The organism is Cyclobacterium amurskyense (assembly GCF_001050135.1).
Taxonomy (GTDB): Bacteria; Bacteroidota; Bacteroidia; order Cytophagales; family Cyclobacteriaceae; genus Cyclobacterium; species Cyclobacterium amurskyense.
Genome location: NZ_CP012040.1, coordinates 2,361,171 through 2,373,759, shown reverse-complemented (window position 1 = coordinate 2,373,759; position 12,589 = coordinate 2,361,171). Strand labels below are relative to the sequence as shown.

General features: G+C 38.9%; 9 protein-coding genes and 1 pseudogene. 6 read left to right on the top strand and 4 right to left on the bottom strand.

The annotated features are described in order from the left end of the window. Positions 1-130: 130 nt before the first annotated feature. Together CA2015_RS09800 and CA2015_RS09795 are read right to left on the bottom strand one after the other, a co-directional pair. Complete coding sequence (locus tag CA2015_RS09800) at positions 131-2,686, bottom strand: M14 family metallopeptidase (RefSeq protein ID WP_048641741.1); 2,556 nt, start codon at positions 2,684-2,686, stop codon at positions 131-133. Between the two features lie 99 nt (positions 2,687-2,785). Continuing rightward, positions 2,786-3,679 (bottom strand): TIGR01777 family oxidoreductase, encoded by an 894-nt coding sequence (locus CA2015_RS09795; protein WP_048641740.1) that lies wholly within the window; start codon positions 3,677-3,679, stop codon positions 2,786-2,788. Between the two features lie 468 nt (positions 3,680-4,147). Between CA2015_RS09795 and CA2015_RS09790 the strand changes: the two genes are divergently transcribed. The 3 genes from CA2015_RS09790 (at position 4,148) to CA2015_RS09780 (ending at position 7,578) form a co-directional block, all read left to right on the top strand. Next, positions 4,148-5,446 carry a voltage-gated chloride channel family protein gene (locus tag CA2015_RS09790; RefSeq protein ID WP_048641739.1) on the top strand — a complete coding sequence of 433 codons (1,299 nt, stop codon included), beginning with the start codon at positions 4,148-4,150 and terminating at the stop codon, positions 5,444-5,446. A 135-nt stretch (positions 5,447-5,581) separates the two neighbouring features. Further along, entirely contained in the window at positions 5,582-5,818 is a 237-nt protein-coding gene (locus CA2015_RS09785; RefSeq protein WP_048641738.1) for a hypothetical protein, read from the top strand. A 293-nt stretch (positions 5,819-6,111) separates the two neighbouring features. Then, a complete protein-coding gene (locus tag CA2015_RS09780) occupies positions 6,112-7,578 on the top strand; it encodes a Gfo/Idh/MocA family protein (RefSeq protein WP_048641737.1) in 1,467 nt (488 codons plus the stop codon). A 60-nt stretch (positions 7,579-7,638) separates the two neighbouring features. Here CA2015_RS09780 and CA2015_RS09775 read toward each other — a convergent pair whose 3' ends face one another. After that, entirely contained in the window at positions 7,639-8,055 is a 417-nt protein-coding gene (locus CA2015_RS09775) for a GNAT family N-acetyltransferase (RefSeq protein WP_048644460.1), read from the bottom strand. 183 nt (positions 8,056-8,238) lie between these two features. Here CA2015_RS09775 and CA2015_RS09770 point away from each other — a divergent pair, with 183 nt between their 5' ends. From CA2015_RS09770 to CA2015_RS09760, 3 genes and pseudogenes are all read left to right on the top strand, one after another. Then, positions 8,239-9,360 carry a Gfo/Idh/MocA family protein gene (locus CA2015_RS09770; protein ID WP_048641736.1) on the top strand — a complete coding sequence of 374 codons (1,122 nt, stop codon included), beginning with the start codon at positions 8,239-8,241 and terminating at the stop codon, positions 9,358-9,360. 917 nt (positions 9,361-10,277) lie between these two features. After that, positions 10,278-10,734 (top strand): annotated as a pseudogene (locus CA2015_RS09765) (IS200/IS605 family transposase). A 618-nt stretch (positions 10,735-11,352) separates the two neighbouring features. Beyond that, the gene (locus tag CA2015_RS09760) at positions 11,353-11,892 is read left to right on the top strand and encodes an NADPH-dependent FMN reductase (RefSeq protein WP_048641735.1); all 540 of its coding nucleotides are present in this window, start codon (positions 11,353-11,355) and stop codon (positions 11,890-11,892) included. A 416-nt stretch (positions 11,893-12,308) separates the two neighbouring features. Here the strand turns inward: CA2015_RS09760 and CA2015_RS09755 are convergent, their stop codons facing one another. Beyond that, the gene (locus CA2015_RS09755; RefSeq protein ID WP_048641734.1) at positions 12,309-12,554 is read right to left on the bottom strand and encodes a hypothetical protein; all 246 of its coding nucleotides are present in this window, start codon (positions 12,552-12,554) and stop codon (positions 12,309-12,311) included. Positions 12,555-12,589 lie beyond the last annotated feature (35 nt).

Below are 12,589 nucleotides of genomic sequence, written 5' to 3'. Positions count from 1 at the left end.
CTGCAAATTAAAGAAAAGTAATTGAAAAAATGTGGTCTTTTATCAATTTACAGCTTTTTATATCGATTTTCTACTCAGAAAAATGCATTGGCACAACGACAATAAGCATTTTTCTGAGTGGAAAATTACTTTATCTGGTCGATGCGCTGTTTATAGTTTGACCAAAGAATACAGCGTTTAAAAACAACTTATTCGTACCAAACCAAAAAGCCCTGAAGTTGGGGTTGTCGACAAAACCAATGGTTCTTCCTCTGCCCTTACCCGACACCTGAATTACACCTTTATTTTTTATCATTTCTAGATTGCTTGCATGTACATAACCACTCGCAAGAGGATTATCTGTATAGACCAGCGGATTGGCATAAGGATTTCCTGAAGGCTCAAGAAACTGATTTCCTTGTTTGAAAACATGTATATCAGTTGAATTATATCCATATCCAATCGGATGGGTAATGTCTAATTTGGCTTTAAAAATAGCCCCTCCTGTTACTTTGGCACCTTTGTCGTTTTGCAAGTCGGCATACTTCTTTTGGCCAGTACCCTCATTATATTCTGGACTTTGAAAATTAAACACAGCTATGTCATTATCAGCAAGCCAATTCATAGCAGAACCCCGGCTAATCAATGTCCCTCCATTTTGAACCCAGGATTTTAATTTCCCTGCTTCTTTTTCTCCCAAAACAGAATAATTCCCCGTTGGCAGAATAATAACATTGTACCTGTTAAGATCCGCGCTTGACATCCTATGCGAAGGCATAAGGGTTATAGGAATTTCCATACGTTGATCAAAAAGGTGCCAGATCTCTCCTGCATCAGCACTTCCTACTCCATCATCCACCAAAAGGGCAATAGACGGTTTTTTTAATACTGAAATGCTTGGTGAACCAAGATTTACTCCTGCAGTCAAGCCTGTAGTCAAAGCGTGAATATTCACTCCAGTAGCTGTCGCTACTGTTTTAAGGTCTTCGTAAAAAGCTTCTTCACTCTTTTCAGAATTACCTTTTTCGACTAAAATTGTTCCTCTACCAAACTTTTTATTGTCTTTGGTCTGAAACTCCTTGTGACTTACCCTTACCTGATAACCAAGATCCATCAACTTGTACAAAGCTTTAGGCGCATAATATTCCTCCCATTCGAAGGCATAACTGTAAGCTCCTGCATCTCCAAGGATTTTACCCTCCTTAAAGGTGAGCCCCTTACTGACATTTACTACTTTAGCCAAGTTTAAAATCTTGCTGCTCAATGACATAAAATTCAAATTGAATGCCATAGGCATGTTCCAAGTGGAAACATCATAAAATAAACTGTCCTGGAAAGTGGTTCTTGTCTCAAACAAGGAATTGATAAGACGGTATTGGGCCTGATCCAAGGGTACAATAAAAGACTTTCCAGATTTGAAAGGCACCCCGTTCAAGGTTACGTCTTCCTCAAGGCTGTAAAGTTGAATGTCATGTTGAAGCAAGATGTCTGCAAAATGAAAAGTTCTGCCATAATCCTCTAAAGCTCCAAATATAAAAGCCTTATTATCGTCTTCTGTGTATTCTGCCTTAGCTTCTTTGTAAAAGTCAGACATGTACGTATTTAACTCAACACGCATATCAGTAGCTGCATCGAAAGAGGAAAGAGCTGTAGTAAACTGATTTCTGATGGTAAAAGGAAAGGTTATTTCTCCAAATGCATTCTCCTGAAGATGCCCTCTCGAAGAGGCTTGCTCGAATAGAATTCCTACAGCGCCTTGAATATCCGGATAGGTAGAACCCTTACCAAAGTAATAATCATCAAAACTCTCTTTGCTATAATAAAGTGAGCCTATTTTATCCAGGTATTTTGCATGGTACTCAGCTATTTTCCCAGTTAATTCAAAGTTTTTGGCTGGAGTAAGTGGGTTGTTTCGACTTGGTATTCCCGGCTGGAAAAAGTAAGTATTGTCTGAACCCATTTCATGAAAATCCAATACGATATTTGGCAACCATTCCTGCAATTGGGCAATTCTCCCTTTAGACTCAGGATGTTGCACAGGTATCCAATCCCTATTTAGGTCAAACCAATAATGATTGGTTCTTCCTCTAGGCCAAGACTCGTTCAATTCTCTGTTGTTACGATCTCCATTGGGGTAGTAGCTTTTGTGACTATTGACCCAAGAAGCGAAACGATTAATCCCATCAGGGTTAATCGCAGGATCAATTAACAATATGATATTGTCCAGATCTTCTTCTATTTCTTTAGCAGCAGTAAAATGGTAAGCCGAAAGGAGTGAAGCATTGACACCAGATGGCTCGTTGCCATGAACCGAATGGCCCATGTACATTACCACTGGCATCCCTTCGAGATCCGATTTAAAATCAGGAAACCTTAGTCCTCCCCTTTGTTCTTTAAGCTTGTCTAATTGCTTGATGTTTTTAGGAGAGGAAACAACCAACATTAACAAAGGACGCTTTTCATAAGTACTTCCGTAATTAATCAAAGTTGCCCTTGAGGATTGTTCCGCTATAGTTTTATAATATTGAACCACCTGAGTGTGATTCGCATGCCACTCTCCTACCTCAAAACCCAGTACAGAAGATGGGGTAGCTATAGATTGGTCATAAGTATATTCGTCAGGCAGGTAATAATCCAGATTAAGATCCTGAGCACTAACCGCAAAATAAGCAAACAGTAATAAATTGCTCAATAGGACTTTTTTCATTTTTATGGAGGGGGTTAAATACGCGTAATTACTGAGGTGTGAATTCAGAGAATAAAATTATGATGTTTTTTAACATATAGAACTATCAATTATCAAAACTTAGGAGAAAATTTCTCCCAAAGCCAGGTTTAGATCTCCATATTCGAATTTAAACCCTGTACCTTCAATTTTCTCATTACTTACCCTGTTTCCACCCAAAACCATATTAGCCATTTCTCCAAGCCCAAGTTTCAAGGCAAAAGAAGGCACTCCAATATTAACAAAAGGTTTGCCTTTGTATTCAGCAGCCCTTTGAGTAAGAACTCTATTGCTTACGGGAACAGGGCCTACCGCATTGTATATTCCTGATAAACCATGGTTCTCAAGGGCATATTCTATCATTCTTGCCAAGTCATCTATAAAAATCCAGCTCAAATATTGCTCTCCTGATCCTAAAGGTGCTGCTACCGGCGGTTTCAACATTTCCTTAAGCGCTCCTCCTTCCTTGGCCAAAACTATTCCAATTCTAAAGGTAACTGTACGGATATTTAATTCCTGAAATTTATCGGTTGCTGCTTCCCATTTCCGTACCACATCCGCTAAAAAATCGTTCCCAGGAGGGTCACCTTCAAAAATTAACCTATCCCCTGTGTCAAAACCATAAAAGCCTATGGCACTTGAACAAACAATGGCCTGAGGTTTTTCCTTGGCTTTTTTTATGGTATTGAAGAGGAGCTCGCTACTATTTAAGCGACTATCCAAAATCACCTTTTTCCGATCTTCTGTCCATCTTTTCTCTGCTACTCCTGCTCCTGCCAGATGGATAATTGCATCTGCCCACTCTATGGCCTCTTCATCTATCTTCCCTTTTTTGGGGTCCCAATAGAAAGACTTTTGTGAATATTTCTTTGGATTCCTACTTAACCAGGCGACCTTTTTTCCTTTTGCTTCAAGATTTTTTGTAACAGAAGTACCAACAAGACCTGATCCGCCGGTAATTAGTATATGTTGCATAATTAATTTACCCCAATTTTCTGAAAATACTAGAAAGAGACTCACCACAAAAATTATTCCATCTGTATAAACATTTAAGAAAAAGCCACTTAGACCTTAATCTATTTACAATTTGTTCGGTAAATCACTTGTAACAAGTAAAATACAACTTGCTATTTTTCAAGACCTTACCAGCATTTTCTTTGTTTTATACAAAAGATAAAGAAACAGTAGGAATAGGAGCAAAATTGGTTTAACTATACCTAAGCCCCAACTCCATTTATAGCATTATCTTTATCAAATAATATTTAAAATGTTTGCCTATATTTGCTTTGAATTGGTTATTGTATTTTACCAAGAAGTATATTGATAGCTCTTTTTGGGACGTAACCTTCTAACTTTATGGCTGGTATTTCAATAACATGTATTTTAGCCTCTTACAAAATAAACTTGGGTTGATGCTATTTCAAAATGTAAATTATTGGCTACATGTCAAATAGGAATCCTAACCTGCTATTGCTTTCCAAATTCATTTTCCAGGAATTGCTTCCCAATTTGACCTTTACAGCAAGGTGGTTGGTTTTAGCCCTGCTCATAGGCACATTAGTGGGATCTGCATCGGCTTTGTTTCTCCTATCCTTAAATTGGGTTACAAATTATAGAGAGTCCAATAGGTGGATCATTCTATTTTTACCATTTGGAGGCTTTATTATCGGATGGATTTACCACAGGTATGGCACTTCTGTCGTCAAAGGAAATAACCAATTGTTAGAAGAATTTTATAACCCATTAAAGGTTATCCCTTTAAAAATGGCTCCATTGGTTCTTATAGGCACTTTGCTCACCCACCTTTTCGGTGGTTCTGCTGGCCGAGAAGGTACAGCTGTACAGATGGGAGGTGCAATTGCAGATCAATTCACGAAATGGTTTAAACTTACTGATGGAGATCGCAAGATGGTCATTACTGTAGGAGTTGCGGCAGGGTTTGCTTCTGTGTTTGGCACACCTCTAGCAGGCGCTGTCTTTGCCTTAGAATGGCTAGTAGTTGGCAGACTAAGGTACGAATCCATCCTTCCTGCTTTCATTGCAGCGGTGATCGCTAATTATGCATGCGAAGGCCTTTGGCAGGTGCACCATACCGAATACACCGTACCAATCGTGCCTCCTTTGGACCTTATCAATATGCTATGGATCATACCAGCTGGTATTTGTTTTGGCCTGGCTGCCAGGTTATTTTCAAAATCCACACATTTCTGGTCAAAACTCTTTAGTCATAAAATTAAATACCCTCCTTTCAGACCTTTGGTAGGCGGAGTAATTATTGCTGCATCCGTTTTTATCATTGGCGACACCAAATACATAGGTCTAGGTATTCCCACCATAGTTGACTCTTTCTCTCAGGATTTGCCTTGGTATGATTTTTTGGTGAAAATCGCCAAAACTTCCCTAACTCTTGGCTCTGGCTTTAAAGGTGGAGAGGTTACACCTTTATTCTTTACAGGGGCGACCCTTGGGAATGCATTGTCAGGCATTATCCCGTTGCCCGTAGCACTTTTAGCGGGAATGGGTTTTGTAGGTGTTTTTTCAGGAGCAACAAACACGCCACTTGCCTGTACTTTGATGGGAATTGAGCTATTCGGAGCAATTCCAGGAGTTTATATTGGCTTGGCCTGTGTCTTGGCCTACCTGTTTAGCGGACATTCTGGCATCTACCATTCACAGATTATCGGCTCTCCAAAGACCACCCGTTTGATCAATAAGAAAGGGAAAAAATTGGGTGACTTATAATTGTCAAATTCCAAACTAAAAGTAAATTTCTAGTAGTTTTAATGTTGCAATAACAAATTTTAATAAAAAGATTTGTTTAAATGCACAACAAACAAGAAGCTTTCACCGTATTGACTTTGGATTGAATTTGATACTATGAACAATATTGCAGCGATGCGTAAGGCCATTGAAATTTTCCAGTCTTACGGCATTCCTTTGACCGGAAAGAAAAAAGCAGCCAACTTTTACTATGATTTGAGGATGGATAAAATATTTGTGTCCGGTTTAATCTTTGAATTGGAGTCCGAGTTGAAAAAAGAACTTGAAGATGAAAAAGTAGCACGTATTCAAACGCCATCTGAGCTGATTGATACTTTATTAAAGGCTTCTTAATTACTTCCTCCTTATAAAATTTCACCTTCCCAATAGAAGGGTTTTCAGGCACTTTTTTATAGTTAGGATTCTTTTAAATTTATACTTTTCCAAGTTTCCTTACTTTGTCCTACACTTTTTCAAATTTAGGAAACTCTATTTGCTATAATTCCTTCCGATCAAATCCATTTTGTCTTTAGAAAACGGGCACAGTGAAATTTACCCACCATATAAAAAGTTGCGTAAAACTTGAAATAAACCGCTTTTTTCTTTTACTTATGCCTTTCATTGCGAAAGTATTATAAACCCAAAGTATGAAAGAAAGAAGAGAGTTTATCAAAAAATCTATATTTGGCGCCAGCGGATTGACCATCGGTGCTATGAGCTTCAGTGCAAAATCTTATGGTTCCATCATTGGTGCCAACGACCGCTTTAGAATGGCTGTATGTGGCGTAAATGGCCGTGGAAAATCACATATCTCAAATTTTTCAGGATTGGACAATGTCGAAATCGCCTATTTAGTAGATCCTGACAAGAATGTTCTCAATCAACGTGTTCAATCTCTCCGCGATGGAGACACCAAAAGCAACCGTGTACAAGGTGAAGCAGATGTGCGCAGGGTACTTGAGAGAAAAGACATTGACGCCATAAGTGTAGCTACACCCAATAGCTGGCATTCCCTAATGGTGGTATGGGCAGCGCAAAATGGCAAACATTGTTACGTAGAGAAGCCGGCAAGTCATGACGTCCATGAAGGAAGAATAGCCTTGGCTGCTGCAGAGAAATATGGAATAGTAGTACAACATGGCGCTCAAAGGCGTAGTAGTGATGAATGGCGTGATCAGGTAAGTGATATCAAGTCAGGAAAATATGGTAAAATGTTGGTTTCACATGGCTTTGCCTGCAAGCCAAGGGAAGGTATAGGCTACAAACCCAATACTGCACCTCCTAGTAATCTAGACTGGAATTTATGGAAAGGCCCGGCAGTAATTGACCAGTACAATGAAAACCTGGTGCATTATAACTGGCATTGGAACTGGCAGGTAGGAAATGGGGAATTGAACAATCAAGGTACCCACCAACTGGATGTGGCTTACTGGGCATTGGATGATGAGGTGGCCAATACACACCCAGTAAGGGTAATGGCCATGGGCGGTAGGTTCAATTGGGATGACCAAGGGGAGACGCCAAATACCATGTTTGCTATAGCAGAATTTGCCAATGGCCAACAAGTCTTTTTCAATGTTAGAAATGCTAACCATGAAGGTTATGTAAAAGAAGTAACGAACCGTTTCTATTTTGAAGATGGCGGCAAATTAATAGATGGTGAATACAAATCACACAATGGAAGTCAGCCACGCAATGTAAATGTGAAGAAAGTGCCTATGACTCCAGGAGGCGCATTTGGAAGTTTTATTAATGCCTGTCGTGCCAATGATCCTAAAATGGCCAACGGAAACATGTTTGATGCCCATTACAGCTGTACTTTAGGTCACTTAATGAACATCTCTTATAGAATGGGAGAAAAAGTCCCTTTCAATGCAAAAGCAGGAAGATTTGGTGACAACAAATTGGCTTTTGAAGAATTTATGAAAATCCACGAAATCGCGAGAGATGGAATGGGTGTTCCGGTAGATCAGGCAGACTATATCGTAGGCCCTTGGTTAGAATTTGATGGAGACACGGAATTTTTCACTGGAGACAGATCTGTAGAAGCAAACCGATTGCTCTTTGATCCTAGAAGGTCTGAATTTGACCTTCCCTCACCGGATAAAGTTTAAAACAATTGCAAAGGCTGTTTCTGAAAAGAAGCAGCCTTTTTTTATCCGGGTTTCAGCCTATCAATAAATCGGGTCCTCGGGAACCGAAAGGTAACAGTGCTCATGTTTTTTCATCCCTATTTTAGGGTAATAAGCAACCGCTTTTGGAGCTGATAGCAATATTAAATTGGCCAAGGGAAAAGCAGCTTTTGTCAGCTTTACCAACATTTTCCCAATGCCCAGCTTTTGGTAATCACTGTGTACCGCTAAATCTGAAAGGTAAGTGCTATAGCAATGGTCAGAGATGGACCTTGCAATGCCTATCAATTCACCATCCTTCCTTGCAGTAAGGATCAAATCGGCATTCACAAGCATCTTTTCCAACCTTTCGAGGTCTTCAACGGGCCTTCGTTCGCCTAAAGTAGAAGCAATAAGTAGCTTTTGAAAATCTTTTGGATCTAATTCAGGCTCGGCCTGATAAGTAAGGGAAGATGACATATACGCTCTTTTTAGGATTACTATTTGGGTAAAGGTAAAAAATATTTTATTTTCCATTTCCAGATAAAAAACAATATCTTGTAATTAAAGAATTTGACCCGAATTAGGCAATGGTACTGGTGATATTAGCACAAAATAGATTTGCCCTTGCTTATTTGAGGTATAACTAAACCTAATCAAACCATGACAAGCAGAAGAAACTTTTTGCAAAAACTGACTCTTTCCGCAGTTTCCCTTCCCCTGATCCCAAATTTCACTCAAAAAGCACAAGCAAATATGAATAGCAATCCGAAAAAAGCAAGCACCTTAAGAGTTGCCATAATGGGATTGGGTAGCTATGGTACGCGTGTGGCCAAAGCAATGCTGGATTCCAAAAATGCCAAATTGGTGGGTTTAATCAGTGGTACTCCCTCCAAGGTCAAGGACTGGCAAGCGACCTACAACATCCCGGATAAAAATTGCTACAACTATGAAAACTTTGATGCCATCAAGGACAATCCGGATATCGATGCCGTTTACATCATCACACCAAATGCCCTCCACCACGATCAAACACTTAGGGTAGCAGCCGCTGGAAAACACGTGATTTGTGAGAAACCAATGGCTCTGAATGCCAAAGAAGGCAGAGAAATGGTGGCCGCTTGTGACAAAGCGGGTGTTAAATTATTGGTAGGATACCGCATGCACTTCGAGCCCAACACCCTTGAAATTATCCGTTTACGCGACAGTGGTGAGTTTGGGGAGATCAAATTCTTTCAGGGATTAAGCGGATTTAGAATCGGTGACCCTACCCAATGGCGGCTCAACAAAGAATTGGCAGGTGGCGGCGCCATGATGGACATAGGGATCTATTCTATCAATGGCGCCCGGTACATGGTAGGCGAAGAACCAATTTGGGTAACCGCCCAAGAGACCAAAACCGATCCCGTGAAATTTAAAGAAGGTGTAGATGAAACCATTACCTTCCAATTTGGATTTCCTAGCGGAGTTATCTCTTCCTGCTTGTCTACCTATAGCACAAGCAACCTTGATAAGTTTTTCCTAAATGGCACCAAAGGCTTTGCAGAGATGCAACCCTCTACAGGCTATGGTCCAATTAAAGCTTGGACCAATAAAGGCCCATTAAGTTTCCCACATGTAACGCACCAAACCGTCCAAATGGATAGAATGGCAGGGATCATATTGGACGGTGAGACTGCCAAAGTTCCTGTGGATGGAAAAGAAGGTTTAAAGGACTTAATCATTATTGACGCCATTTACAAAGCCGTAAAAACGGGTAAAAAAGTAAAGATTGATTTAGGTTAAAGCTGGCTAGCAGGTATTATGGTTGGCTTTAATGTTCATTTGCCTAAATTTCAGAATATATCCCAAAGGAGAAATTCTTTGGGATTTTTTTTGACTATAAAAATTTATTGCAAACGACAATACATCCCCATACCCCCTCTTAAGAACCAAGCCAAATCCCCGAAGGGTAGTAGCCTAATAAATCGATATGCCACTCTTATGGAGGTTAAATCCTATTCAGAGTCAGTCGTCCTATTAATCTTAACACCCCCTTGGGGTTCGTGGTCTTATTTTACCACCCAAGTTATCTTGTTTAAATACCATTTTTGTACACCAGTTTTTTCTATGATATCTCATCAACTATAATGAACAGCAAGTTTAAATAATAACCTTCAAATTCAGTCCGAATCCCGAAGGGAAGACAGGATTATAGGTATCAAATTCATCTCAAATCAAAACCCCAAAGGGGTGACATTGACTTATTTTTTCAAGGTAAAATTAAGCATAAATCTTATCCTTGACTTTTATCAACGATTTGAAACTGAATTTTAGTATGATTACCTAGATTGAGACACCACCCCTACAGGGTTTACATCCTATGTTCTGTAAATTTGTGTTAGTACTACCAATGAAAAAAATTAAAAACTGTAAACTTTTTTCAGGACGGGTCATTCGTCCTATTTTCTATAATCTTGACCCCCCTTGGGGTTTATAAATTATCAGATTAGGCACATCGGAAAAATATAACACGTACTTGGAATCAAAACCAAATCCCGAAGGGATGACAGAATTATAGAACCAAAATCCATCTCAAATAAAAACCCCAAAGGACTGATACAATTCTGCACTATAAAATTTAGTTTTTCAACGATGGGAATTTATATTATATTGATATTGTGATATTTACAATCTAAAACAATAACTTAACTCAATTTAAAATGGCAAGCACTTACTCACAAATTTATATCCAATATGTTTTTGCCGTAAAAGGCAGAGTAAATCTATTGAAAAGACCTTGGCGTGATGAGGTATTTAAATACATTTCTGGAATAATAAAAGGCAAAAATCAAAAAGCAATTATAGTAAATGGAATGGCTGACCATGTCCATGCTTTTGTTGGTTTAAAACCAGCAATGCCTATTTCAGATTCGATTCGAGACATAAAAAATAATTCAACTAATTTTATCAATGAACAAAAATTCCTAAAAGGAAAATTTGAATGGCAAGAAGGATACGGTGCATTTTCCTATTCTCATTCACAGATGAATCATGTGTACCAATGGTAATCAGGAAGAGCATCATCGAAAGAAAACTTTTAAAGAAGAATACTTTGACTTTCTTGAAAAATTTGAAATTGAATACGAGGAACAATATCTGTTTGACTGGTTAGATTAAAAATACCATCCCTACGGGATTCATGTATTTTTCAGGTACTATTTTGTATAATCTTGGCACCCCTTTGGGGTTAAAAAAATTAGCATTTTTGAATACCTTGCTCATATTGGCATAGCTTTCCTCCTTAATTGGGCCCTAAACATCCCTGTTCACGTTGAAAATGAATCAGCACAAAAACCAATCCCGAAGGGATGAAACGATTATAGATAATCAATCCACCTCCCATCCAAAACCCCAAAAGGGTGACAGCAATACAGAAACATACCAGCATCACAAAAAGTGTGTAAATTGAAATTATAATCTTCAGGGCCTCCTATTGTTTGGCTTCTCCTTTCTTTATATAATAGTTACCTGAGTTCGATTCTATATAACTCAAAAAAAATGAACTTCAGAGCCTTAAAGGCAGTTTTGAATAAAGGAAATCGGGTTAATCCAAGATAAAAAAGACTGCCACACCCTACCTCAGTGCTGCCACAAAAAGGGTTCGCAGTGACGATTTCGACTGCTTTAAGGAGATTTTAACTCGAACTCGGGTTAGTACTCCTTTTAACTTGACAAAGTACTAAAATCAATTGCTCCATCGCATAAAAATCACAATCCAATAGCATAAAATTCCAAATGACCCCAAAGAAAAACATACTGGGAATTTGTGGCAGTGCCAGTCGAAATTCAGGCAACCTATTTCTACTAAAACATCTGGCAGGGCTGGGCCAAGCTGAATTCAATATGGAACTGATAGAAGATTTGACGGGATTGCCCCATTTCCAAACAGAGCTAACGGAAAATAATGTGCCTGAAAAAATCATAGCCCTGAGAGAGAAAATTGACAAGGCTGATGGGGTTATCATTTGTACACCGGAATATGTTTTTAGCATTCCGAGCGGTTTAAAAAACCTGATCGAATGGTGTGTGTCTACCACCATTTTTTCTGAAAAGCCTGTTGGCTTGATAACGGCATCAGCAAGTGGTGTAAAAGGACATAAAGAATTGAAGTTAATTATGGAAACCATTCAGGCCACTTTCGTAGAAGAAACCACTCTACTCATCCAAGGCATAAAGGGAAAGGTTAATACCGAAGGCAAAATAACAGATCAAAATACGAAAAATCAACTAGGCAAATTTCTTTCTGCATTTGTAAACTTGACAACAAAGAAGTAAAGGAAGGTGCCGGATTTAACCCAGACTATAAATCATCGATTAGTAGAGATTTTGTCAGCATTGTTGCAGAAAAAAAGCAACAATACCGCCAAAATCGTATTGTTCTCTTTGTTTTTCCCAGGGGCTCACACCCCTGGCTATATAGATATCACCCTTCCAGGGCTTTGTTTTAGTAAAATAGCGGGCTAATTATCCAAGAAAGAAATCTAAACTTTAAAAGAGTTAGATGAAATTCTGCAGTAAGATTTGGCCGACCCTTTAATAGCCAAGGCTCGCGTCTGTTCAACCTAAAACAAACTGGGCTTATCTCACATCTTTTGAGCCGATCCCAATATCCTTAAAAAAGAATCGGTATTTGGTATAATTAATGGCTCCAGTCCTACCCAATCGCGCAAAGCGTTTCTGGTGATTATTGCCTATGAACAACCATCTGTCGTTCCATATTCATCCTTTACTGAATTCGCAAAGCCTCCATCATTACGTGAGAATTGCAGGACATTGTCAATGGAAATTTTTATGATATCATTCTTCTCTTTTTCGCTAATGCCAACATAGGGTTTGATAACGGCCAGTAAGTTAAATGGATTCCTAACCCAGGTTGAATTGATGCATTCTTCTTCCCGTATGCACTTTAGGGTACTTTTAAGAATACTGTTTGGCATTTCCAGCCCTTAGAATGATTATTTCTCGATTGATT